The sequence below is a fragment of the Microbacterium sp. UFMG61 genome (assembly GCF_015354505.1).
Classification (GTDB): domain Bacteria; phylum Actinomycetota; class Actinomycetes; order Actinomycetales; family Microbacteriaceae; genus Microbacterium.
This window is the reverse complement of record NZ_JACAFP010000006.1, coordinates 183357-207221: the sequence shown is the minus strand read 5'-3', so window position 1 is coordinate 207221 and position 23865 is coordinate 183357. Positions and strand designations below refer to the sequence as shown.

Below are 23865 nucleotides of genomic sequence, written 5' to 3'. Positions count from 1 at the left end.
GCCTCGGCTTTCACTGGGGCGGGGGCGATTGTGCGCCGTGCAGTCACAGTAATTGCGGATCAAAACCCGGCACGCTTCGAGGTAGTTCAGACGCTGAGGCCCACGGGCCGATGCGATGGATACGCCAACACGCCAACGGACCCCACTTTGAGATTTCGGGACGCCATACCAGAGTCGCCCAAGCGAGCACGTTGTCTTGATCCAGCTTGCCGCTTATCCACGCACCTTCATCAGGCGCGAACTTCACATATGCGACGTCGGGAGCCTCCGGGTCGTAGCGCGTTGCGAGGCTGATTCGCATCGGACGGTTTGCGAACTCGCGTGCGGCACCATAGTCAGCCCAATCAGCTTCAGACTCGGGAGTGATCAAAGTCGCGAGTACATCAGCCGCTTCGGGGTCCGTGGATTTCAGTGCGCCAATGAATGCCTGGACCAGCCTGACGGGGTGGGTAATCGGTAACGACTCGGCGTGCAGCTCCGCGTCGTCCCGATCTGTCCATTGTGTTTCACTCACTTTTCCCCCTAGTAGTGACCTGTAATAGAGCGCTCCGGCGCAACTGGCCCCGCGCGAGCCGAAGACCAAGACGGGGCCATGTTACGTGTTACTGCGGCCTTCGGTGCGGGAGATCAAGACAAGCGGTAGAACCTTCCCGCCAAGTCGACCCAGACGCCGCCGACATAGCCCCCTGGAACGTCGCCAACTGGCTTGGTGGCCATTCCGGGGATGCGGATCGTGTTGTTCACGAAGTAGACGATCTGCGATCCGGAGGTGAACGTGAACGAATCAGTTCCTCCGTTGATCTGAGCCGAGCCCAGCGTGATCCGCGGGTCTGAGTAGCTGCTGTCCAGCACAACATCGCCGCCGCCACCCTTGACGGTGATCTTTCCGCCATTGCGCACGGTAACGTTGCCGCGCTGATCCGTGTCGCCGGTCTGGGTCACGTTGCCAGCGATAGTCCCGGCGCCGTTCATGTTCCACGGGCCGTTCTGCGTAAGCGTTCCGGTCGACGTCACGTCACCGCTGATTATCACATCACCAGTGATCGTTCCATCGCCCTCGAGGCCCCACGGCCCTGTGACCGTGAACGATCCTGTCACAGTGGTCGTGCCGTCGATCTCCAGCGTTCCGACGATCTCGACGCGACCGCCCGAATCGACGCGCAGCAGACCGCCGATGAATCGGACACGCCCGCTCGTCACCGACGCGGCCTCGAGGTGATTCGTCCGCTTGAGACGGTCGATATCCTTGCGCAACCCATCAAGCTGAGCTTGCAGCTTCCGGTTCAGATCATCCGCCATTTTGGTTCCTTTCGTCGCTTCCCTCGATTTGATGCGTCAGATGATTCACCATCCGCGCAACCCCGATCCGAGCTCGTCATCCTTCTGCTCAATACGCGCGTCGATCATCTGCTCGAGACTTCCCTTGAGTGAAAGCAGGACATTCACGTCCTGAGGCGCGCTCGGCTGTGTTGTCCCACCCGCCGCCTGCGCGAGATACGGGCTCGTGGGAACCCACGCGGCCTGATCTCCTGAACGCCATGCGTCAAGAGCGTCATGGCCTCCCGCGCGACTCACGTCCTGGGCAGTAAGCACGTACTCGCCCTTCGACAAGTACGCCGGGATTGAATCAGATGTCGTCGTGCCGGGGCCGGTGACGCGACCACCAGTTGCGTAACCATCAGGCTTGAGAACCGTGCCCACGCCCACAGTCGACGTCGCAACCGGAATGTTCCACGTCCTGCCGACCAGATCGTTCAAGCTCCCCCACAACGCGCTCACCTTGGACTGCGCTGTCGACGTCTCCGCGATCACCTGAATGGTTCGCTCCGGAGGCATTGCCAACAGCGTGTCACGAAGGATCGCGGCCTCTTCCTCGCTCGCGCCCATCTGGATCGCGGCCTCGTAGAGCTTCTGACGCTGCGCCTCGAGAGTTGCCGTGAAGTTCGCCGTGTCACCATCGAGAGCAAGCTGAGCCGCAGCCGCATCCCACGCATCCTCAGACAACGCAACCAGCATCGCCTTGTTGTCCGCGCCAGCCTGCGTCGTGATATCCAGGCCACGGCCGAAGCCCTCAACGCCATCAGAGATGTTTCGGATCTGCTCCTCAACATCCCGAAGCGTGTCCTGGTACTCGATGTTCGACGACACCGCATCCCGGTTCATGCCGTTCGCCTGATCGATCGCATCAATCAGATCCATGAACTGCGAATGCAGGTTCGCGACCGCATCCGCCTCGTCCATATACGCCTCAGTAGCCGTCTGAGCGGGACTCTCAGCCTCACCCATCGCCAGATTGAGCAGCGTCTGCTCGTCAGCCGTCTGCCCCGCCGCAGTCGCCTGCTCAGTGAGCGCCTTCTTAAAGGGCTCCATCTCGTCGAGAAGCGTCCCCATCTGCTCATCAGTCAGACCGGCAGCGTCAGCAAGCTCACGGAAGTTGGCCTGAGCCTGAGGGAGATCCGTCTTCGCAAGCTCGGCGTACTCATCGCCCAGGTTCCTGACCGCCGAAACGTACGGGTCGAGGTCCGCCCGACCGCGATACCAGAAGTCATCCTGCGCCTTCTTCGCATCGTCGAGAACCATGCTCAACCTCGACAAAGCCTCCTGGCCCTGCTCAATGTTGTCCCAGCGATCGCCACCGACGCTAGCCATACCAACCTGCAACTGCTGCGCGGCATCTGTCGCAGTGCGGAACTTGTTCGTCAGTTCCTCAGCGCTCGGAGAAAAGGACTCAGAGATCTTCTCAGCCATCGCGTCCACGGCGGCTGTCGCAAGGGCAAACGCCCCGAGCACTCCGGCAGCTCCGACAGCCCGCTGCAAGCCCCCCATGATCCGATCTGTACGTGCGGCAGAGATCCCCAAAGTGATCAGCCCATCCCTGAACTCAGCAATCTTCGGAATCGCAAGCAGAATTCCCCCGCCAACAAGTCCCGCACCGGCCGCAACCGCACCCAGCCCAACGCCGAGTTGCTTGGCCCAGTCCGGCAGAGTGTTGAACGAGTCGACCAACACTGTGAGCTGCTGAACCAAGTACCGAAGAGGGCCGTCCGCACCCTCGCCCATACTGATAAACGCCGAGTCAAGAGCGCCAGTCAGCGCCTCCCAGTCGCCGATCAGGTTGTCTAGGCGTGTGGCCGCAGTCTCAGCCGCATAACCCTGATCATCAACAGCCGCGATCCAGTCCCGAATACCCGACTCGCCCTCGGAGTAGAGCACAGTCGCGGCACGAACAGCATCCGAACCAAACATGATCTCGAGCGACGCGTTGCGCTGCTCATCAGTCAGACCAGACATCTGAGTCTTGAGCTGTCCCGCGAACGCTTCCAGGCCAACGAAGTTTCCGCTCGCGTCGTACGCCGAAATCCCGAGACGCTTCATCTCGTCGGCAGCCTTCGCCGAGTTGGGGGTCAGCGCGCCAAGCATGGTCTTGAAGGACGTTCCAGCATCGGAGCCAAGAAGGCCCTGCGAAGCGAAAGCGGCCAGACCCGCCGTCGTCTCCTCGATGGACAGTCCCGTGGAGTTCGCCACGAGTGCGGTCTGGTTCAGTGCCGCAGACAGGTCGGTGACGTCGCCCATCGCCTTGCCTGCACCCGCAGCAAGAAGATCGGCGACATGCGACATGTCCGAACCCTCAAGGTTGAACGTCTTGAGCGCCGTAGCCGCGATACCTGCGGCGTCAGCAACATCGAGGCCGCCAGCAGCCGCCAGATCGAGAGCGCCAGCAAGGCCACCGCTCAGGATCTCCTTCGCAGAGAGACCAGCCTTCGCCATCTCCTCGATCGCGTTCGCCGACTCCGTTGCCGAGAGCACCGTCGCCGCGCCCGCATCAAGAGCGGCCTGGCGCAGAGCATCCATGTTCTGCCGTGCGTCGTCACCCGTGGCCGCCACATACGACATCGCCTGGTCGAACTCAGCAAACTTGGCAATGGCTACACCCACGCCAGCAGCGAGGGCGGCGCCCATTGCTACCCCGGTCGTTCCGAGGAGCTGCATCGACTGGCGAACCTGCGCCAGCTTCTCCGCCTGCGTGCCCACAGTGCGGGTCGCCTCAGCGGCCTCCCGCATGCCCTTCTTGTAGTCCTCGACGACGGCGGAAAGCCTGACTTTGACAACGCGCTCAGCCAAGAGACACCCCCGCTTCTTCTTGAGCCTGGATCGCGAGAGCCTCACGCCTGGCCACTCGTGCAACTTTCTGGTTCGTTGCCATGGTCTTCTCCTTCATTCGTTGATCGTGATGCACAAAAAAAATGAGGTCGAACCGCACGCACAATGAGAGCGGCTATTCCCAGCGACCTTTGGCGGGGTCGGAGGAGACCCCGCCAGGGCCGTAAGTCAGCATCTAGTTGGAAAAGGCCTTCGCGACTGCTGACGCAACGTCAGAGTCGTCATGGACGTTGCGGAGATTGGTAACGCGCTGCGGGTCTGGCAGTAGCGACGTGTCTCCGAGGAACACGGTGCGCTGGTGTTCCGACTCCTCGGGGATAGTTCCCTCGATGAGCTCCGCGTTCCCGTTGTGCACCATCTGAGCAAGCACGCCCAGCGTGTGGTTGCGGGTGGTGAGCACGTCGCCTACTGCCCGCCCTCCGATCGGTGTGATGAGCCGCACTGCCGCGGTGTCGACTCGTGCTCTACCTCGGCTGTCAGCCTGGTCGAGGTTGCTTGGATCGATGGCCATGTGCGCCTTCGCTGCGAGCTTCTCGGTGATGTGCCGCACGTGGCCGGCGACGGAGGGAACGGTGGCTACGCGGCCTGGCCCAACGGAGATGGTGGTCCCGGTTGTCCCTCCGGACTGAATGCGGATCTCATCGTCGTTGACGGTGAGCCCGGTGTCGGGGATACCGAGTCCTCGCAGTCGCTGCACCCATTCGACGATGGCCGTGTTGCGATCATGGTTTGCGCTCTCGAGAGCGATGAGAGCGGTCCGAAGCGCGGTGACGGCGTCTTGCAGGGCGGCGGTTGAGAGGGTCGGGTCGTCGAGCAGTTCAGCGATGGCATCAGCGATGTCGTTGGGTTTGCCGAGTTCTGAGAGTTCCCGGTCGGCGGCGGCTCGCGTGGTGTCCGCTCGTAGCGTCGCAAGGTTCACCCGGTCGGTGTGGGTTGCCAGCTCGCTTGCGCTGAGATCTCCATTGAGCGCGGCGTGGTGGATGCGCTCGGTTTGTCCGTGGAGTCGTGCGAGTTCCTCTGAAGCTGTCTCAGCGGCGTCGGTGCGCGGGGATCGCAGTTCGATCGTGTGTTTCTGAATCTTGGTCATCGTGGTTCTCATCTCTCTTGTTATTCAGTCCCAGAACGTGTCATTGCCCATGAGTTCGTTCACGAACGAGCTCATTTCACGGTCGGAGCGGTTGTCGCCGGTCTGCCTGTACGTGCCTTCGCGCGGCGCTACGTTCCGCATCGGTACCGCTGGTGCGCCAAGCCGTTCCGCCTGCAGGGTGAGGGTCGCCTCGTCTGCGCCAGTCATGAGGAGCGCCCGATCCTCATCGGAGACTCCGAATCGTGCGGCCACCGACGTCCGCAGGGACTCGAGCTGCACATGAGAGATCTCGCCCTGCAGATCTGCGATCTTCTGCTCGAGTTCTGTTGCGCGCTCTGCCTGCGCACGAACCTCGTCGTAGTCCGCTGGTTTGATGTCCTTCTCGGCGTTCCTTAGCGCCCGTGTCACTTCACGATCGATCTGCTCCTGCGTTAGTCGACGCGGTGCGATCTGTGCTGCCACTGTGGCGGGCGTCGGCGCCTCCACCTCGTCAGCGCTCGTCTCTTCAGTCATCTTCAAACTCCTATCTGTTGCTGTTAGAGGGCATCCGGATCTGTGGAAAAAAAAGACCGGAGAGGGATGCCGGGAAGCCCCAGAGACCCGGAGGCGAGAGGGCACAGGGGTACCCCGCCCTGGGGCATAGCTGCTCGTTCGACGTCCATTGCTTACCCTCGATCACATGTACGCGACGGTGCGGTTGAAGCTGGCATCGCGGAGCTCCTCGAGCTTGTGAACGTCGTTGACGAGCTTTGCCACTGCGGGATTCTGCGCGGCAAATGCCTGCTTCGCTTCAGTCCACCGGGCGTCAACTGCTCGACGGTAGATGGCGTGAGCGAGCGTCGTGTCATTAGTGCGCAGGGCTCGTGCCATGACGGTCGCGGCTTTGTCGCCGTCGCTGATGCTCTCGGCGCGGTCCTGGGCGTCGCGAAACGCCATGATGTTCTCGCTCGTGTACCCGACGTAACCGTCGAGTCGCCGCTCGAGTGCCGTGATCTTGTCAGAGATGATCTGCTTCTCCTGCTCCATCGCTGCCTTGCGCTGGGTCTTGCGCGCGGCTTCGAGTTCGGCGGCTCGTTCCCTCTTGCCCTGGTCGCTGAGGTTGGGGTCGCGGTTGATGGCGTCCAACGCGCGGCCATGCTCGTTGCTCGAATGCTTCGCCTTCTCGCGAAGCGTCTGGATCTTGGTGGCGACGTCGACGAGCTCAGCGCTGTCGCTGTCGCGGATGGTCACGCGATCGCTGTCCCGGAATTGCATTTCCACTGGTCTTTCTCCCTTTTGGTCTAGGCGGCTGTGCGGCCGTCGATGTATTGCTGTGCGGCTTCTCGGGTGATCAGCCAGGTGCGGTTGACTTTCTCGGCTGTGATCAGTCCGAGCCCTATGTGGTTTCGTACAGTTCTTGCGGTGACGCCTGCTCGCCGTGCGATGTGCTCGACGCTCACGATGTCGTTGCTTTGACTCTCGTCCGATTCCGCGGGTTTCCCCCGGTTCTTTCCGTCGACGGAAGCGGCGTGGATGAACGCGGCTTCGGTGATGTCCGTGAGTAGTGCGTAGAGGCGATCTGACTTGCCTCGAGCGGCAATTCGCAGGCGCCGTATGTTCGCTACTTGGTAGAGCAGCGCGGCATCCGAGCCTGTGAGAATCACAGCGTTTTCTACCCGCCGGGTCACGACTGATCGCCGCTCTTCGGGGTGCGCTCTTTTCGGCCCCAGAATCTCCCTGCCCACATGCCGGCGGACGGCCGAGCCGCGTCGCCGTAAGTGCGGCAGAGGGACTGCACGGGGCAGGCGCGGCAGGCTCGCTGCATGGCTGCGACGTCATCTGGGTCGAGCACTTCACGGTCCTGGATGTAACGCCAGTCGTTGCTGCAAGCCGGCGTCACGTCGTCGAGGGCTTTGGATAGGGCGAGGTACTCGGCGTGGCCGCTCCCGGCGCGGGTCATGCTGCGACCCCTCCGCATCGTGAGCATCGCGCCCCGGTAGTTACCCCGTGTTCGCAGTAGTCCTCGGTGCCCGCAACACCGTTCGCAACAGAACCAGGTGCCGTTGCGACTGTTGCGTGTGTGGCAAATGGGGCGAGAGGAGAGAGGTTTGCAACACTTGCAACACTCCCAACAGGGTCGGGGGATGTTGCGTTGGTGTTGCGAAGGGCGACGTAGATGCCTCGCTCGGCTCGATTGATGCGGCCCCCGGATGCCGCTCTGCTGAGGTAGGTCCGCGCTTGGTTGACGGGAATATCCAGCGCCGCTGCAACGTCCTCAGCCCGCACACCCTCAGGCTGACGGTTGACGTAGTCGATGAGCTCAGACGATCGCTCGCCAAGCACAGAGACATCTCGATTGAGGATGTCTTGCACTGTCAACGTCGAGTCCCCAAGCATGACGGCCATACCTACTGTGGTCGTGTCACCCGTTCGTGTCGGCACGTCGACTGACTCCACGTGAAACGCGATGGACGGCTTAACGGGGGAGTAATTCGATTTCTCTACAGACAGAATGCGGTTGTCCGTCTCGTCGTCCACAGCCAGCAGCAGCATCGACCGTGCGATGTCACGGAAGGCGTGTGAGCCGGATACCTTGTCGCTCGCCTGCCCGCCGCCCTTGTTGAAGTGCGCAACGCAAACGATCGCGATGTCGAGTTCCGCAGCCATGGATGCGAGTGGGTCTAGGTTTCGACGCACGTCCTCGAGTCGATGGGAGTCTCCGCGCATCAGGCTGATGATCGGGTCGATGATCAGCAGGCGCGCGCCCGTTTCTACGAGAGCTGTTCGGATCGCCGCCAGGTCGTCGGCCAGGTTGGGAGAGGTGATCCAGTCTTCGCCTTCTTCCACAACGTGCACGCCGCTGAGTGCCGTCACGAGCTCGAGGTTGGCGCCGGCTACCTTCAGCCGCGGCACGAGCATGCGAGAGATGTCGTCTTCCCCAGCGATTATCGCTACGGGTACAGGGGTGCCATAGAAGTCGCCGTGGAGCGTTCCCTGCGTAAGTCCGGCGACGTACCAGGCGAGGATCGTGGACTTCGCGATCCCTGCCATTCCGGCGAGGATCGTGATGACGTCGAGCGGGATCTGGTCCCGAACTAGCCAGCCCTGCCGCTCGATCTCAACGGAGGCGAGAGATGTTCTCAGGAGTTCCCGACTCATGCGACCACCCCTGTCTCCCAGTCGATGTTGGCTTGCAGGTAGGACGCTTTCCGGCGCATCTCGGCTATCTCGGCGGGGGAGTAGTTCGCGGCGATGTACCAGTGATTCACGTCGTGCTCGAGGCGCTGGATCTGGCGAAGCATCTCCGCTCGCACTTGAGTGGCGCCTTCGACGAATCCTTCTCGCCAAAGGTCGGCCAGGGGAGCGGGTAGGCGGTGCGGCGGAAGCTGATCGGTGATAACCCCATGGCAGAGGTCTCGGATCGTAGTCTTGGATACGAATCCCGCCCCCACAGCAGAATTCACAAGGGCCTCCTCCGGGAGGCTCTTGTCGTTCAAGCGCCAGTCCAATTCATGGCGCGGCCGGACTGTTCAAGGCTGTGCATGTCCACGCGCACGAGCCGCGGTCCAAACTTCTTCGCCCGGATAGATCCGTCCGCAATGCGACGGCGGATTGTCTTGCTGCTCACTCCGAGGTGCAGGGCGGCGTCCTCCATGGTGCCCCAACTGGATTCGTTCATCAGTCGCTCCTTAACGACAAAAGGCGTGACCGAAGTCACGCCTGGATGGCAGAGTCCTCCCCAGGACGGGGAAGCTCCATTTCTAGAAGCGCCCCGTCAGGGGCATGGGTTGTGTGTTCAGTTGTGGGGGCCTGGGAGGTCCACGAGTGGACAGCCTGGGCCAAATAGAAAGGCCCCGACCGGATGAGGGCCAGGGCTGGTTGTTAACGAGAAGAAGCCCCAGGATCTGACCTAGGGCTTCGGTGGCGGGAGACACTTCTCTCGCACATGTTGATGCTACCAGAGAAGGTTGCGGGTTTTGCAGGATTCTCGCTAGTACGCAAAAGGTGACGCATCCCAAACTGGGCGCACGTCACCTAGGCAGGCACGAGCCTATCACTTGGCACGCCAGATATGCCAGATTTTGGGTGCCGCCCGTGAACGAAAAAGAGGCGCGGTGCCCGGTTTGGGCACACGTCACCTCTGCGAGAGCGATCCTATTAGCTCGCACCTCGTTGTCTCAAACTTCTTTTCGCTATCGGCAGGGTGCCCCGCCCTGACCCGGAGAGGGGCACCCTGGCTCATGCGGTAGCGGCTCCGCGGTTTTTGTTCTCTGGGTGCGCCACTGCGGCTCGCAGGCATTCATCTATCGGTGCCTCGCGATCACATGAGCTCGCGATCTTCATAGTGCTCATGCTGCAACCTGCCGATGTGATCCCGTGCCCAGGTCTACCGCTGAGTGTCGCAACATGCGTCCATAGTCGAGGCACTCCTCGGACGTCCAGGAGAGCTCGGGAAAGTGCCTCTTCAGGACGTCTACCGAGATTCCCAGCGAACGGGCTGTTTCGGTGCGGGACGCCCCGTCCATCAGCATTTCGTGTGCGCTTGAAGCACGGAGGGCGGGGTCGGGTACTTACGTCCACCCCGCGACCGACCCATCGCCCTCCGCCACCTCGTGACGGTTCGAGCCGAAACACCCAGCGCGACCGCGATCTCTCGGGCGGATCGCCCAGAGGCGTCCATGCCGACGAAGCCCTCAGGAATCGACATTGCCGGTCTCCGCTTCGATTCGGTCGGCCCACGCGAAAAGCGCGCTTGCTTTCTGCCGCAGTTGCTCCACCGTGCAGTCGGCGTTCAGACTGACGCGTTCCTGGTAGGAGCCGGTGGAAAGCTCGACTTGCCGCGTGTAGAAAAAGCCCTCGGGGTCGTACGTTTCGAAACGGGCGAACCGGGGAGCGAGCTGCAGGTCGACCCTCGTCGCCCATGCCGGTTTGAGCTCGGCGCATCGGTCGGAAGAGGGAAACTCCTCCAGCCAAATGTCCTTCCGCGTAAAGTGCACATCGTCGCCGTCGATTGCCGTGACGACGTACTTCCCGCGGTTGATCGCGAGGTTGCCGTTGCGCATCTTGCCGATGGCATTCTCGTGCGCGAGCACGTCGTAGCAGCGGATCTGGTTCTTCATGGCTGCTCGCGAATCGGACACGAGCCTGCCGTCCGGGGCGTAAACCTCCCACAGCGTGGTGACTTCCATGACCGACTTGGTGTGGCCGGGGATCGTGCGGACCAATCGCTCGGGGATGGGGTGATATAGCGGTTCGCCTTCCTCGAGTCCCCACCATTCATTGCGCGGCAGTTCTGCGAGGCGACCGAATGCCCACTGAATGTTCTCGACGAGCGCTGCCGATGCGTTCATGACTCGCGCTCCCGCAGCATCTCTTCGACCTCCGCGCTCCGCCGAACCTCCCGCGAGGGAGTTCGAGCGACGTCGTGCGCTGCCTGCAACGCTGAGATGACCGCCGGGATGTCGTCGATCATCACAGAGAAGATCTTGACCTCGCTGGCCCCTTTGACATCGTACGAGTCCCACCACAGGGTGGCGTCAGTTCCGTAGTCGATTTTCCGGATGAGGTTCTCGATACCGACGTAAACCTTACCGTTCCTGAATTCAGTCCGGTGGAGGACCGACAGATTGATCTCGTCTTCGTCGATCTCTGTCTTGGTAGCCCAAGCGGGCGGTGCGACGACGCTGGGAGAGCAGCCCATGCGCCCGGCTGCGATCACCAGATCCTTCACCGTGACTTCTTCGGGCCTTGAGGGTGACATAGTTGTCTTGGTCATTTCAGCTCCTAGTTGTCTGACCTAGCCCTCGCCGAGTTGCACCTCGGCGGGGGCTTCCTGGGGCACTGCGGGTGCAGCGCCCCGTGCTACGCGAGTTCGCTCATGCGCCTCGCGAGTTCTTCATCGCGTCCAGCGGTGTGCTGGTAGCGCATGGCAGCAGCTACCGTGGAGTGTCCGAGCCGCGCCTGCAGCTCTTTGAGCGTCGCGCCGGCCAGGGCCGCTCTTGTGGCTCCGTAGTGACGCAGCGCGTGCCACGGCATGTCGCCTCGCTCCGCTGCGTGCCGCGCCGGGTTCCAATGCTTGTAGAAGGCCGACTGTGCCAGGTGGCCGCTACCGCCCGCGGAGGGGAAGAGGAGGCTGTCCGCGGAGCGTCCAACGTTCTCACTGAGGTGCTTCTCAACTAGCCCATTCACATGTGGGGGGAGCACGACGGATCTAACCCCTGCCTCCGACTTTGTGGGTCCAACGATGAAGCCAATTCTGGGTACATGGACGACCGCGCGGGACACATTCACGACGATCGAGCGCGTACCGTCTCCGTTCTCGACCAGCTCGAGATCCCGTCTGCGCAGCTCCGTGAGCTCGCCGTAGCGGAGGCCCGCCCAGGCTGCCAGTGTGACCGCCGCCTGGAAACGTGGAGCGATCGCGTCGATCATCGTCTGCAGCTCGGCGGCAGTAGGAGGCTCGACCTTCTTTCCTGTACTCGCTGAGGCGCCACCGCGGATCTGGCATGGATTGACCTTGATCCGCCCGTCGAGCGTGGCGGTCGACAGGATCGACTTCAGGAGCTCGTATGCACGCGCAGCTTGCGTCTTCGTGCCGGCCTCGATCATCGACGAGTACCAGGCGCGGACCTGATCCGGAGTGATCGCGGTCAGACGAGCGTCAGCAAATGGCAACAGCGGCCCAGCGATCAGGCGCCGGTACTCCGCGATAGTGCGGGGACGCAGGTGGTCACCGTGGCGATTGGTCCGAGTCGATACCCAGTCGGCGGCGTAATCGGCGAACGTCAGCCCGCGACCTTTGCCGGACTGTTCTGCTCGAGCCGTATCGAACTCCGACCAGGTGCCATCGATGATGCGGGCTTGCTGCACGGCGAGCCAGCCGCGGGCGTCGGTGATGCCGTCGAACGTCTGTGGTGCGTTGTGCCGTTCACCATCGGGGCCGACATAGGAAGCCTGGTAGCGGCCTGAGGAGCGCTGTCGGATAGCGCCGAAGGACTCGCGTCGCTTCCTCTTGTTGGTCACCATATGGGGCCTTCCTGGGCAATAACGGGCAATATCTTGTGTCCGGTTGTGGCTTCTTGCGGTTCCCAGTGACCTTAACACGGTCCCGCTAAATCCGCACCAGCACGCGGTAAAATGGCGGTATCACGCGGAAGTGCCCAGTAGCCCAGATACTGATTCGATCCCAGTATCGCGCATAGACGAAAACCCCCGGTCATCCGGGGGTTTTTTGTTGTACTGGCGGGTTGTCGGAGATCGCCGCACTCGTCCGTGCCACGATCTCGACGGCGACGAACCGAGGGGCGAACGGACGCATCCGTTCGACCCTCGGCCGTGTCATGTCAGCCGGCGTGCACGAGGATCTTGGCGCCGGCGCCACCCCGCAGCGCGTGGATCGCGTCGACGACACCCTCGAGAGGGACTTCCTCCACCCAGCCGGACGTGTCGTACACACCTCGGGACATGGCCTCGATCACGGCGTCGAAGTCCTCGGGCAGGTAGGCGAGGGCGCCGGCGATCTCCGTCTCGGCCATCACGAGGGTCGTCGGAAGGAACTCCATCGGCCGCTCGTGGATGGCGACGATCACGACACGTCCTCCGGGTACGAGATTCGCAAGTGACGAGGCGACGGCGGGGCCGGCACCCGCGGCGTCGAACGCGACATCGACGCCGTCCCCGTCGGAGATCTCCGCCACCGCGGCGGCGAGGTCCTGATTCACGGGATCGACCACGGTCGCGCCGAGAGCGGCGATGATGGCCCGACGCTCGGCACTCGGCTCCGAGACGAGAACCCTCTCGATGCCGCGCGCCTTGAGGGCGAACCACACCCCGATGCCGATCGGCCCCGCGCCCGCGATCAGAGCCGTTCCGCCGGCGGTGACGCCGCTTCGGGACACCGCGTGCCATGCGACCGACATCGGCTCGACCAGGGCGCCCATGCGCAGGTCGACGTTCTCGGGCAGCACGTGGAGCTTCGACGCATCGACCGTCGTGAACTCCGCCATCCCGCCGCCGTGCGAGCTCAGACCGTGGAAGCCGATCTTCGCGCAGGCGTTGAACATGCCGCGCCGGCACGCCGGGCACTCACCGCAGTAGTAGATCGGCCACACCGCGACACGATCGCCGACCGCGACGTCGGTCACACCGTCGCCGAGTTCCGTGACGGTGCCGGAGAATTCGTGTCCGAGGATCTGAGGGAGCGTCGACCCGGTGACGGGGTGCGGGTGATGGAAATCGAGCCCCGCCGCGTCCGGCGAGTAGTACACGTGCAGGTCGGATCCGCAGATCCCGGCGAACGCGTTGCGGAGCTTGACCTGACCGGGTCCGGGGCTCGGTTCCGCGACCTCTTCGACACGCAGGTCCTCCTTGGCGTGGAACAGCGCGGCCTTCATCATCTTCTCCATTCCGGCGGCTGTCATCGCAGCCACCACTCCGGTGATGCCGCGAGGATCATCCTCACGGCGCTCTCGACATCAGAATCCCCGCTCCGCAGCCACTCCTCGATGGCGCCGACAGTGCCTGCGGAGGCATAGGAGACGGCGATCCTCATCGCGGAGGCATCGCCCGCGATGTCGATGGGCACGATGTGCGGGTGCAACTCCGCCCACACCAGGAGACCGGAGCGGATGGATCCCTCGATCACTGCGCGGACGGGGGCTGCGAGGATCGGGTTCATCGCCCCGCGGTAGACATCGGCGTGCTCGCGCACGTGCGTGAGCAGCGCTCGTTCCGCGTCGCCGATCGCATCCGCTTCTGGCAGTCTCGCCATGATCTCGTCGATCTCGGCGGAGAGGGCGTCGGCGAGGAGGTCCTCCGGGTTCGCGGCATGTCTGTAGAACGTGTCGCGCGTGACGCCCGCCTCGATGCAGATGGCGGATGCGGTGACCTCGCCGATCGGCATCTGCGCCGCCAGAGTGAGGACCGCCCCCCTGAGGCTGTCTCGCGAGCGTCGCGACCGTGGGTCCATGAGGGGAGTTTATACGACATCTGTCAGATAGGCGTAGTGTGCCTCGGGGGCGTGCATCCGAGCGCCAGATGGAGAAGACAATGACCGCATTCGAGAACACCGTCGCCGTCGTCACTGGGGGTGTGTCGGGCATCGGCGCCGCGATAACACGTCGCCTCATCGATCGAGGTGCGAAGGTCGCCGTCGCGGACATCGACAGCGAGGCAGTATCGGCGGCGGCGACGACGTTCGGCGAGAATGTGGTGGGAGTGCGTACCGATGTCACGGACGAGGCGTCGATGGAGGAGCTGTTCGCCGCAGCGATCGAGCGGTTCGGTTCCTTCGACGTCGTCTACAACGTCGCCGGCGGCTCGAAGCCCGCGCGCGTCGTGGACATGGATCTCGCGACCTGGGACTTCAACATCAAGCTCAACCTCTACGGGGCGTTCCTCGGCACGAAGCTCGGCGCTCAGCACTTCCTCGCCGTGGAGAAGCAGGGAGCGATCGTGAACATCGCCTCCCTCAACTCCCAGGTGCCCATGCATTTCGGCTCCGGGTACTCGACGGCCAAGGCCGGAGTCGTCATGCTGACGAAGAATGCCGCTCTGGAGCTCGGCGGGTACGGCATCCGGGTCAACGCGGTGTCTCCCGGCCTCGTCGCGACGCCCCTGACCGGCGGGCTCCTGGCGACTCCTGGCGTGATGGACACCTATCTCGATCGCATCCCCGCGGGTCGCGCCGCGGATCCCGACGAGATCGCAGGGGTCGCGCTCTTCCTCGCTTCTCCGGATGCGTCGTACGTCAACGGCGAGAACATCGTGGTCGACGGCGCCTGGGCGACCACCGGGTACCCGGACCTCCGGCCGTTCATGTCCTGAGGGGGTCACGGCTTGCGCCGTCAGTCGGCGGCGCGGGCAGATCCTTTGACCACCTCATAGGCCGCGAGAGCCTGCTTGCGCGTCTCGCGGAGATCGACCATCGGCTCATTCGGAGCATCCGATGCCCACTGCGAGATGTACAGGCGCTGCGGGTCGAACTTCGTGGCCTGGAGTTCCGGGTTGAAGACACGGAAGTACGGTGCGGCGTCCGCGCCCGATCCGGCCACCCACTGCCAGTTGAACGGGTTGCTCGCGCCGTCTGCATCGACGAGCGTGTCCCAGAACCACTCCTCGCCGCGGCGCCAGTCGATCAGGAGGTTCTTGATGAGGAACGACGCGGTGACCATGCGGACGCGGTTATGCATGAATCCGGTGTGCCACAGCTCGCGCATCCCGGCGTCGACAAGGGGGATCCCCGTGTCGCCGCGCTGCCACGCCTCGAGATGCGAGGGCTTGAGTCGAGGCCACGGGAACGCGTCGAACTGACGACGCAGATTCACGGTCGCCAGATCGGGCGAGTGGAACGCCGTGTGCCAGGCGAACTCGCGCCAGCCGAGTTCCGAGAGGAAGCCTGCGGCTCCGTCGGCGTCGACCGCCTCATGCCAGACCGTGAAGGGGCTGATCTCACCCCAGCGCAGACGGGGCGAGAGCAGTGAGGTGGCACCGGCCGACGGCTCGTCGCGGGCGCGATCGTACGTTCCGATGTCGTCGTGCAGGAAGGAATGCAGCCGGGCACGGGCTGCGGGCTCGCCGGGCTCCCAGGTCTCGCGCAGGCCACCGGCCCAATCGGGGCGAGTCGGCAGTAGGTCCCAGTCGTCGAGGTCGTCTGACGCCGGGGGACGATCGACACCGTCGAGGCTTCGCGGTGCGGGAAGCGGCGATCGCGGTGCGGGAAGTGCGAGGCAGGCGCGCCAGAAGGGAGTGAACACCGAGAAATGGGTTCCGCTGCCGGTCGTCACCGTCCACGGTTCGTGCAGGAGAGATGCCTGGAAGGACGTCACCTCGAGTCCGTCGGCGCGGAGAGACGCCTTCAGTGCTGCGTCGATCTCACGCTCCGCCCCGCCGTACCGACGGTTCCAGAACACGGCCGTCGCGCCCGTGTCGGCGACGGCCTCGCGGACCACGCGCTCAGCGGGTCCGCGCCGCAGCGTCACGGTCGCGCCGAGATCGCGCACCCGTTCGCTCAGTGAGGCGAGCGAGTGGTGCAGCCACCAGCGCGCCGCCCCACCGAGGGGACGGATGCCCGGCGACTCCTCGTCGAGGACGTAGAGCACGACGACGGGCTCGTCGCGGTCGATGGCCGCTCGGAGCGCCGGGTTGTCGGCGAGGCGGAGATCGTCGCGGAGCCAGACGAGTGAGGGGGAAGCCATGGGCCCATTCTCGCCCGAGGGCAGAATCGTGCGACGGGGGTTGCCCGGGGACGGGGTCAGCGAGTACGGCGCCGCGCACGACGCGTCGGCCGCCGATCGGGCGCCGTCGACCACAGAGCCCACAGCACGAGGAGGGGCTGGAGGAAGAGCCGCCCGAAGCGGCGTGCCTCTGTGTCGAGCCCAGGCGTCGAGCGGTGCGTGCGCCACTGGTGCACGTTGCCGGGGAGAACCGCCACGAAGAACGCGGCGGTTGCGATCCCGATGCGTCGTCTCTCCTTCGGCAGTGCGAGGAGGCCGGCCGCGAGCGCGACCTCTGCGGCACCGGAGGCGATCACGATCGCGTCCTTGTCGAGGCGCGTGGCCTTCGTGGCCCAGTCCGGCACGACGACCCGGAAGCCACGGGTGCTGACGAAGTGCACGATGCCGATCGCACCGAGTGCGAGTGCGAGGATCCAACGCGCCAGTGCTCTGATCATCCGCTCACGCTACCTCGGCCGCCTCCGCGTCATCGACTCATTCGGTCGAGCGGGTGATGCTTTGCCACACTGAGGGCATGACCGTCCTGCGCATCAGCATCCTCTTCGTGCTCGCCGCCGTCGCCGAGATCGGGGGAGCGTGGCTCATCTGGCAGGCCGTCAAGGAGAACCGGGGATGGGTCTTCGCGGTGCTGGGCGTCATGGCGCTCGGCGCCTACGGGTTCATCGCCGCTCTACAGCCGGACGCGAACTTCGGACGTGTCCTGGCCTCGTACGGCGGCGTCTTCATCGCCGGATCGCTGGCCTGGGGGATCATCGTCGACGGGTTCAAGCCGACCGTGTGGGACTGGGTCGGCTCGGCGATCGCACTGGTCGGTGCGGCGATCGTCATCCTCGCGCCGACCGCGGCGAACACGGCTCCCGAGACCGCGCTGTAGCGGTCATTCCCGCCCGGGCATGCGAGTAGCCTAGATCCAGACCCAGATGGAGTGTGCAGTGCCTGAAAATGCTCAGCCGAAAGACGGCTTCGCCCTGTTCTCTGACCGTTCAGTCGTCGCGATGCGCGTCAACGGAGCCCTCAAGGACCTCGCCGCGACAGTGACGGATGCCGACGAGGTCGAGCCGGTCACGATCGATAGCCCCGACGGACTGAACATCCTCCGTCACTCGGCGGCGCACGTTCTCGCGCAGGCCGTGCAGCGGATCAACCCGCAGGCGAACCTCGGCATCGGCCCGCCCATCGCCGACGGCTTCTACTACGACTTCGGCGTCGACACCCCGTTCACGCCCGAAGACATCAAGGCCATCACGAAGGAGATGCAGCGCATCGTCCGTGAGGGCCAGCGCTTCGTGCGCCGCGTCGTCACCGATGACGAGGCGCGTGCGGAGCTGGCCGACGAGCCGTTCAAGCTCGAGCTCATCGGTCTCCAGGGGCCTTCGGCAGGCTCAGGAACCCAGGTCGGAAAGGTCGAGGGCGCCTCGGTCGAGGTCGGCGAGGGCGAGCTGACGATCTACGACAACACGACCCGCGACGGCGAGGTGGTCTGGAAGGACCTCTGCCGCGGGCCGCACCTGCCCAACACGCGCATGATCGGCAACGGCTGGGACCTCACCCGCATCGCCGCCGCCTACTGGCGCGGCAGTGAGAAGAACCCGCAGCTGCAGCGCATCTACGGCACCGCGTGGCCGTCGAAGGACGAGCTCCGCGAGTACCAGCACCGTCTCGAGGAGGCCGCGAAGCGCGACCATCGGCGCCTCGGCAAGGAGCTCGACCTCTTCTCGTTCCCCGAGGAGATCGGCTCGGGGCTCTCGGTCTGGCACCCGCGCGGCGGCGTCGTCCGCGGCGAGATGGAGCAGCACGCGCGCAAGCGTCACATCGAGGGCGGATACACCTACGTGTACACGCCGCACATCTCGAAGGAAGACCTCTTCCTCACCTCGAACCACCTCGTCACGTACAAGGAGGGCATGTACCCGCCGATCGTGATGGACGAGGAGCGCGACGACGAGGGCAACATCACCAAGCAGGGCCAGGATTACTACCTGAAGCCCATGAACTGCCCGATGCACATCCTGATCTACAAGGAGCGTGCGCGCAGCTATCGTGACCTTCCGCTCCGATTCGCCGAGAACGGCACCGTCTACCGCAATGAGCTCTCCGGTGCCCTGCACGGCCTCACTCGCGTGCGCGGCTTCACCCAGGACGACTCGCACCTCTTCGTGACGCCGGATCAGCTCGAGGCCGAGGTCTCGAAGGTCCTCGAGTTCATCCTGTCGATGCTCCGCGACTTCGGCCTGACCGACTTCGAGCTCGAGCTGTCGATGAAGGACGACGAGAAGTCGAAGTGGATCGGCTCAGACGAGTTCTGGGAGTCTTCCACCGATGCTCTGCGTCGCGTCGCTGTCGCATCCGGTCTGAAGCTCACCGAGGTGCCCGGCGAGGCCGCCTTCTACGGCCCCAAGATCGACCTCAAGACGCGTGACGCGATCGGTCGCACCTGGCAGCTGTCGACCGTGCAGGTCGACCCGAACCTGCCGGAGCGCTTCGAGCTCGAGTACATGGACAAGGACGGGCAGAAGAAGCGTCCGATCATGATCCACCGTGCCCTGTTCGGTTCGATCGAGCGGTTCTTCGCTATCCTCCTCGAGCACTACGCCGGAGACTTCCCGGTGTGGCTGTCACCGGTTCAGGTCGTGGGCATTCCCGTCGCCGACGACTTCGCCGACTACCTCGGCGAGGTCATCGACACGCTGCGCACACAGGGCGTGCGCGCAGAACTCGACACCTCCGACGACCGGATGCAGAAGAAGATCCGCACGCACACGACCGGCAAGGTGCCGCTGCTGCTGATCGCGGGAGAGAAGGACCGCGACGCCGGCACGGTCTCGTTCCGCTACCGTGACGGCACGCAGGAGAACGGAGTGCCGGTCGCCGACGCCGTGTCGCGCATCCGCGCCGCGATCGATGCGCACACGCTCGTGCAGACAGCAGGGGATCTGGCGTGACCCTTCGACAGGCTCAGGGACCCCATCGACAGGCTCAGGGAGCCGGTGAGTGAGCCGTGGGAGGACGCCGGTGAGTTCGCCGGCGTCCCCGACGAGTTCCAGCGGCTGTGGACCCCGCACCGGATGGCGTACATCCAGGCGGGTCCGGAGCCGCTGCGCGAGGAGTGCCCGTTCTGCGAGGCTCCGAAGTTCCCGGATGCCGAACGGCTGATCGTCGCGCGCGGTGAGACGGCCTACGTGCTGCTCAACCTGTTCCCGTACAACTCGGGGCACCTGCTGGTGTGCCCGTATCGTCACATCGCGACGTACGACCAGGCGACGCCTGAAGAGGTCGCCGAGATCGGAGCGCTCACTCAGATCGGGATGCGCGTGCTCCGGGAGGTCTCGCGCTGCGACGGCTTCAATCTCGGGATGAATCAGGGCGCTGTCGCAGGAGCCGGCGTCGACGGCCACCTGCACCAGCACATCGTGCCGCGGTGGACGTCGGACGCCAACTTCTTCCCGATCATCGCCAAGACCAAGGCGCTGCCCCAGCTGCTCGGCGAAGTGCGCGAAGCCGTCGCGAACGCCTGGCCGAACAGTTGAGCGAGTTCAGCGCACCTGGCGTGCGGTGAACTGCATGCGCGGGTTCGCGTAGAACTCCTGCGCCTCGACGAGCTGCAGCTCGCGCGCACCGGACTCGAGGGTCAGCGACAGCAGATCGAACACGCTCGACGCCGTGCGCTCGAGCGCGGTCTTCCCGTCGCCGGTCTCGACGTAGTGTGCGGTGAAGAGTGCGGCCGTCACATCGCCCGAGCCGTTCGCCTTCATCGGCAGACGAGGCGTCTGCACGATCCATGCCCCGGTCGCATCCGCGACGAGCATCTCGATCGTGCCCTCTTCGCGGTCGGGACGCTCGACGCTCGTGACGAGCACCGTGCTCGGTCCCATGGCCATCGCCAGGTCGACCGAAGCGAGTGTCGACTCGAGGGTGTCGGGCGAGGTCTCGGTGAGGAAGCCGAGCTCGAACTGGTTCGGAGTGATGATGTCGGCGGCGGGCACGACCTTCTCACGCAGCAGGATCGGGATGGCCGGTGCCACGAAGCATCCGGACTTCGCATTCCCCATCACCGGGTCGCACGCGTAGACCGCGTCGGGGTTCGCCGCCTTGACGCGCGGGCGACGGCGTCGATGATGACGTCTCCGATGCCCTCGCCGCCCTGGTAACCGCTGAGCACCGCGTCGATCTCGCCGAACACGCCGCGCTCCTCGATGCCGGTGATGACCTCATGCACGTCATCCGGAGAGATCAGTGGGCCGCGCCAGGCTCCGTAGCCGGTGTGGTTCGAGAAGTTCACGGTGTAGACCGGGAGCACCTCGACGCCGATGCGCTGCAGCGGGAAGACCGCGGCGGAGTTGCCGACATGGCCGTATGCGACGGCGGACTGGATGGAGAGGACCTTCATTCCCCGATCCTTTCATTCAGGGCGGGAGTGCTCCCGCGGCGGTAGGACATCGAGTCGTGGATCATCGGGTGGCCGCGACGAGGTCGGCGACGAGCGTCTCGGCATCCTCGTCGGACAGGTCGTGCACCGTCAGGCGCAGGTGGTGTGAGGGGTCGGCGCGCTCATCGAGGGCGAAATCGTCACCGGTGCGTGCCAGCCAGCCTCGTCGCATGAGCTTCTCGGCGACGAGACGCGCGGGCTTCGGCAGAGCGATCCACAGACTCAGCCCGTCGGTCACGGGGAAGTCGAGGCCCTCTTCGCGAAGGCGCGACGCGAAAGCGGCGTTCCGTGATGCATAGTGTTTCCGCGCGTCGGCGATCTTCGCCGCGGCGGACGCATCGGTCAGCTGCGTGAGCGTGAGGCGCTGCAGCAGATGACTGACCCAGGTGGTGCCGGGGCTCAGCCGCATCGCGAGCCGCTCGGCCGTGGTGGCATCGGTCGCCGCGATCGCGAGGCACATGTCGGGCCCCAGGAACTTCGACACCGAGCGCACGAGGGCGAAGCGGCGGTGGTTCGGACCGATCAGCGACTCATAAGGGCGCTGCGACAGCATCGAGAAGTGATCGTCCTCGATGATCAGCACATACGGGTGATCGACGAGCACGGCGCGCAGCTCGGCCGCGCGGGCGGCGGTCAGACTCGCCCCGGTGGGGTTCTGAGCTCGAGGTGTGCAGATCACGGCGCGGACACCGGCATCCAGCGCGGCGCGCAGGCCCTCGACCGTCATCCCCTGATCGTCGACGGGCACGGGCACGGCCCGATAGCCGCCGAGTCGCACCGTGTGGATGCTGGCGAGGAAGCACGGATCCTCGAGGGCGACCGCGTCATCGCGCATGAGCGCCTGGGCGAGCAGCCGCTCGACGGCGTCGACCGCTCCGCTGGTCACCGTGATGCCGAAGTCGGGATGACGAAGGTCCTGCGCGATCCATTCGCGTGCCCACTCGTCGAGGCCGCGGTCGATGACCGGTTCGCCGTAGAGCACCGGACGCCCCGCGACGGTCGCGAGCGCTGCGGACGGATCGGGGATCAGACGAGGATCGGGATTGCCGGTGCCGACGTCGCGCAGCACCGTGTCGGAGGCGTAGCCCTCCTGTGCCACCGACTCGTGGCCCGTGATGACGGTGCCTGCCCGCCCCCGAGACACGACGATCCCGGCCTGGGCGAGCTGACGATACGCGGCGACGGCGGTGTTTCGGTTCACGCCGAGGGTCGAGGCGAGTTCGCGGACCGGTGGGAGCGCGCTGCCCGGACGCAGGACGCCACGATCGCGAAGATCGCGCACGCTGTCCGAGATGTCGGCTGCGGTGGTTCCGGTGATCTGGTCGCTCATGTGTCCTCACCGTCATTCTAGGTCGTGATGGACAGTGCTACTGTTTGGCCTAGATCAAACGAGACATCGTTCGACACACTCATGCACATCGTGCTTCCCCGACAGGAGCTCTCATGACCGATCAGACCACCACCGGATCCTCGCGCGTCAAACGCGGCCTCGCCGAGATGCTCAAGGGCGGCGTGATCATGGACGTCGTCACCGCCGACCAGGCGAAGATCGCCGAGGACGCCGGCGCGGTCGCCGTGATGGCGCTGGAGCGGGTGCCCGCCGACATCCGCGCGCAGGGCGGCGTCTCACGCATGAGCGACCCCGACATGATCGACAGCATCATCGACGCCGTGTCGATCCCCGTGATGGCCAAGGCACGCATCGGGCACTTCGTCGAGGCGCAGGTGCTGCAGGAGCTCGGCGTCGACTACATCGACGAATCCGAAGTGCTGTCACCGGCCGACTACGTGAACCACATCGACAAGTTCGGCTTCACCGTGCCTTTCGTCTGCGGAGCCACCAACCTGGGCGAGGCGCTCCGCCGCATCAACGAGGGCGCGGCGATGATCCGTTCCAAGGGCGAGGCCGGAACCGGCGACGTCTCGGAGGCGATGAAGCACATCCGCAAGATCCGCGGCGAGATCGCTGCGCTCACCGCCCTCCCGAAGGACGAGCTGTTCGTCGCCGCGAAGGAGCTGCAGGCACCGTACGAGCTCGTCGCCGAGATCGCCGAGACCGGAAAGCTCCCGGTCGTGCTCTTCGTCGCAGGTGGTGTGGCCACCCCGGCGGACGCCGCGATGATGATGCAGCTCGGCGCCGACGGCGTGTTCGTGGGATCCGGCATCTTCAAGTCGGGCAACCCTGCGGAGCGCGCCAAGGCGATCGTCAAGGCCACCACGTTCTTCGACGACGCGAAGGTGATCGCCGAGGTCTCCCGCGGACTCGGGGAGGCGATGGTGGGCATCAACGTGTCTGACCTGCCCGCGCCGCACCGCCTGGCCGAGCGTGGCTGGTAAACCACGGGTCGGAGTCCTGGCGCTGCAGGGTGACGTGCGCGAGCACGCCGCCCTGCTCCGTGGGCTCGGCGCCGAGGTGGCGCTCGTGCGTCGGCCGGAGGAGCTGGCGATCGTCGACGGCCTGGTGATCCCGGGTGGCGAGTCGAGCGTGATCGACAAGCTGTCGCGCTCCTTCGGGATGCAGAGGCCCATCCGCACCGCGATCGCTGCGGGCCTTCCGGTCTACGGCACCTGCGCGGGTCTGATCCTTCTGGCCGACGAGGTGCTGGACGGCATCGAGGGGCAGGAGTCCTTCGGCGGGATGGACATCTCGGTGCGCCGCAACGCGTTCGGTCGGCAGACGGAGTCCTTCGAGACCGCGCTCGATGTGCCGGCGCTCGGGGACGAGCCGGTGCGAGCGACGTTCATTCGCGCACCGATCGTCGTGCGCACGGGCGACCACGTCGATGTGCTGGCCACGCTGCCGGACGGCGGCATCGTCGCGGTCGAGCAGGGGCGACTCCTCGGGACGAGCTTCCACCCCGAGGTCGACGGTGAGACGCGCTTCCATGAGCGGTTCCTCGCGCATGTCGGCGACCGACTCCGCGAGCCGTGACGGATGACGAGCGCGACCCGCCCGGATGCCACGGCATGACGGCGTG

Annotated in this window: 26 protein-coding genes and 1 pseudogene; 6 read left to right on the top strand and 21 right to left on the bottom strand. The window is 64.8% G+C overall.

Annotation, left to right across the window (positions count from 1 at the left end; all coding sequences use genetic code 11):
- Positions 1–43: 43 nt before the first annotated feature.
- The 17 genes from IXW21_RS09270 to IXW21_RS09190 all read right to left on the bottom strand — a co-directional run bounded on the left by IXW21_RS09270 (position 44) and on the right by IXW21_RS09190 (position 14195).
- Entirely contained in the window at positions 44–514 is a 471-nt protein-coding gene (locus IXW21_RS09270; RefSeq protein ID WP_194763972.1) for a hypothetical protein, read from the bottom strand.
- A gap of 113 nt (positions 515–627) precedes the next feature.
- A complete protein-coding gene (locus IXW21_RS09265; RefSeq protein WP_194763971.1) occupies positions 628–1299 on the bottom strand; it encodes a hypothetical protein in 672 nt (223 codons plus the stop codon).
- A 45-nt stretch (positions 1300–1344) separates the two neighbouring features.
- On the bottom strand, positions 1345–4122 hold the full coding sequence (locus IXW21_RS09260) for a phage tail tape measure protein (protein WP_194763970.1): 2778 nt from the start codon (positions 4120–4122) through the stop codon (positions 1345–1347).
- A gap of 214 nt (positions 4123–4336) precedes the next feature.
- Positions 4337–5248: a hypothetical protein gene (locus tag IXW21_RS09255; protein WP_194763969.1), complete on the bottom strand. Its 912-nt coding sequence runs from the start codon at positions 5246–5248 to the stop codon at positions 4337–4339.
- Between the two features lie 24 nt (positions 5249–5272).
- Positions 5273–5734 carry a hypothetical protein gene (locus IXW21_RS09250; protein ID WP_194763968.1) on the bottom strand — a complete coding sequence of 154 codons (462 nt, stop codon included), beginning with the start codon at positions 5732–5734 and terminating at the stop codon, positions 5273–5275.
- A 189-nt stretch (positions 5735–5923) separates the two neighbouring features.
- Complete coding sequence (locus IXW21_RS09245) at positions 5924–6478, bottom strand: hypothetical protein (RefSeq protein ID WP_194763967.1); 555 nt, start codon at positions 6476–6478, stop codon at positions 5924–5926.
- Positions 6479–6528: 50 nt separating this feature from the next.
- Positions 6529–6891, bottom strand: coding sequence for a hypothetical protein (locus IXW21_RS09240; protein WP_194763966.1), 363 nt, complete (start codon positions 6889–6891; stop codon positions 6529–6531).
- 20 nt (positions 6892–6911) lie between these two features.
- Positions 6912–7187 carry a WhiB family transcriptional regulator gene (locus IXW21_RS09235; RefSeq protein ID WP_194763965.1) on the bottom strand — a complete coding sequence of 92 codons (276 nt, stop codon included), beginning with the start codon at positions 7185–7187 and terminating at the stop codon, positions 6912–6914.
- Entirely contained in the window at positions 7184–8386 is a 1203-nt protein-coding gene (locus IXW21_RS09230; protein ID WP_194763964.1) for an AAA family ATPase, read from the bottom strand. The genes IXW21_RS09235 and IXW21_RS09230 overlap by 4 nt, the downstream gene beginning before the upstream one ends.
- Complete coding sequence (locus IXW21_RS09225; RefSeq protein WP_194763963.1) at positions 8383–8529, bottom strand: hypothetical protein; 147 nt, start codon at positions 8527–8529, stop codon at positions 8383–8385. The genes IXW21_RS09230 and IXW21_RS09225 overlap by 4 nt, the downstream gene beginning before the upstream one ends.
- A gap of 191 nt (positions 8530–8720) precedes the next feature.
- A complete protein-coding gene (locus IXW21_RS09220; protein ID WP_194763962.1) occupies positions 8721–8906 on the bottom strand; it encodes a helix-turn-helix transcriptional regulator in 186 nt (61 codons plus the stop codon).
- 846 nt (positions 8907–9752) lie between these two features.
- Positions 9753–9908 carry a helix-turn-helix domain-containing protein gene (locus IXW21_RS18660; protein ID WP_416361095.1) on the bottom strand — a complete coding sequence of 52 codons (156 nt, stop codon included), beginning with the start codon at positions 9906–9908 and terminating at the stop codon, positions 9753–9755.
- A 13-nt stretch (positions 9909–9921) separates the two neighbouring features.
- Positions 9922–10578 (bottom strand): hypothetical protein, encoded by a 657-nt coding sequence (locus tag IXW21_RS09210; RefSeq protein ID WP_194763960.1) that lies wholly within the window; start codon positions 10576–10578, stop codon positions 9922–9924.
- A complete protein-coding gene (locus IXW21_RS09205; RefSeq protein ID WP_194763959.1) occupies positions 10575–11003 on the bottom strand; it encodes a hypothetical protein in 429 nt (142 codons plus the stop codon). The genes IXW21_RS09210 and IXW21_RS09205 overlap by 4 nt, the downstream gene beginning before the upstream one ends.
- Before the next feature lie 86 nt (positions 11004–11089).
- Positions 11090–12253, bottom strand: a complete 1164-nt coding sequence (locus IXW21_RS09200) for a tyrosine-type recombinase/integrase (protein WP_194763958.1) — start codon at positions 12251–12253, stop codon at positions 11090–11092.
- Positions 12254–12570: 317 nt separating this feature from the next.
- Positions 12571–13647, bottom strand: a complete 1077-nt coding sequence (locus tag IXW21_RS09195) for a 2,3-butanediol dehydrogenase (protein ID WP_228528336.1) — start codon at positions 13645–13647, stop codon at positions 12571–12573.
- Positions 13644–14195, bottom strand: a complete 552-nt coding sequence (locus IXW21_RS09190; RefSeq protein WP_194763957.1) for a TetR/AcrR family transcriptional regulator — start codon at positions 14193–14195, stop codon at positions 13644–13646. The genes IXW21_RS09195 and IXW21_RS09190 overlap by 4 nt, the downstream gene beginning before the upstream one ends.
- A gap of 80 nt (positions 14196–14275) precedes the next feature.
- On the opposite strand from IXW21_RS09190, the gene IXW21_RS09185 reads away from it, so the two are divergent.
- Positions 14276–15052, top strand: coding sequence for an SDR family NAD(P)-dependent oxidoreductase (locus IXW21_RS09185; protein WP_194763956.1), 777 nt, complete (start codon positions 14276–14278; stop codon positions 15050–15052).
- Positions 15053–15072: 20 nt separating this feature from the next.
- On the opposite strand, the gene IXW21_RS09180 is transcribed toward IXW21_RS09185, so the two are convergent.
- Together IXW21_RS09180 and IXW21_RS09175 are read right to left on the bottom strand one after the other, a co-directional pair.
- Entirely contained in the window at positions 15073–16422 is a 1350-nt protein-coding gene (locus IXW21_RS09180) for a cryptochrome/photolyase family protein (protein ID WP_194763955.1), read from the bottom strand.
- A gap of 56 nt (positions 16423–16478) precedes the next feature.
- Entirely contained in the window at positions 16479–16898 is a 420-nt protein-coding gene (locus IXW21_RS09175; RefSeq protein ID WP_194763954.1) for a hypothetical protein, read from the bottom strand.
- Positions 16899–16975: 77 nt separating this feature from the next.
- Between IXW21_RS09175 and IXW21_RS09170 the strand changes: the two genes are divergently transcribed.
- The 3 genes from IXW21_RS09170 (at position 16976) to IXW21_RS09160 (ending at position 19988) form a co-directional block, all read left to right on the top strand.
- Positions 16976–17335 (top strand): YnfA family protein, encoded by a 360-nt coding sequence (locus IXW21_RS09170; protein WP_194763953.1) that lies wholly within the window; start codon positions 16976–16978, stop codon positions 17333–17335.
- Positions 17336–17456: 121 nt separating this feature from the next.
- Positions 17457–19403 carry a threonine--tRNA ligase gene (thrS, locus tag IXW21_RS09165; RefSeq protein WP_228528376.1) on the top strand — a complete coding sequence of 649 codons (1947 nt, stop codon included), beginning with the start codon at positions 17457–17459 and terminating at the stop codon, positions 19401–19403.
- Positions 19404–19427: 24 nt separating this feature from the next.
- Complete coding sequence (locus IXW21_RS09160; protein ID WP_416361094.1) at positions 19428–19988, top strand: HIT family protein; 561 nt, start codon at positions 19428–19430, stop codon at positions 19986–19988.
- A gap of 6 nt (positions 19989–19994) precedes the next feature.
- On the opposite strand, the pseudogene pdxY reads toward IXW21_RS09160, so the two are convergent.
- Both pdxY and IXW21_RS09150 read right to left on the bottom strand, forming a co-directional pair.
- Positions 19995–20848, bottom strand: a pseudogene (gene pdxY, locus IXW21_RS09155) (pyridoxal kinase PdxY).
- A gap of 61 nt (positions 20849–20909) precedes the next feature.
- A complete protein-coding gene (locus tag IXW21_RS09150) occupies positions 20910–22217 on the bottom strand; it encodes an aminotransferase class I/II-fold pyridoxal phosphate-dependent enzyme (protein WP_194763950.1) in 1308 nt (435 codons plus the stop codon).
- Between the two features lie 113 nt (positions 22218–22330).
- Between IXW21_RS09150 and pdxS the strand changes: the two genes are divergently transcribed.
- Together pdxS and pdxT are read left to right on the top strand one after the other, a co-directional pair.
- Positions 22331–23224 carry a pyridoxal 5'-phosphate synthase lyase subunit PdxS gene (gene pdxS / locus IXW21_RS09145; RefSeq protein ID WP_194763949.1) on the top strand — a complete coding sequence of 298 codons (894 nt, stop codon included), beginning with the start codon at positions 22331–22333 and terminating at the stop codon, positions 23222–23224.
- On the top strand, positions 23214–23819 hold the full coding sequence (gene pdxT, locus IXW21_RS09140) for a pyridoxal 5'-phosphate synthase glutaminase subunit PdxT (RefSeq protein WP_194763948.1): 606 nt from the start codon (positions 23214–23216) through the stop codon (positions 23817–23819). The genes pdxS and pdxT overlap by 11 nt, the downstream gene beginning before the upstream one ends.
- Positions 23820–23865: the final 46 nt, after the last annotated feature.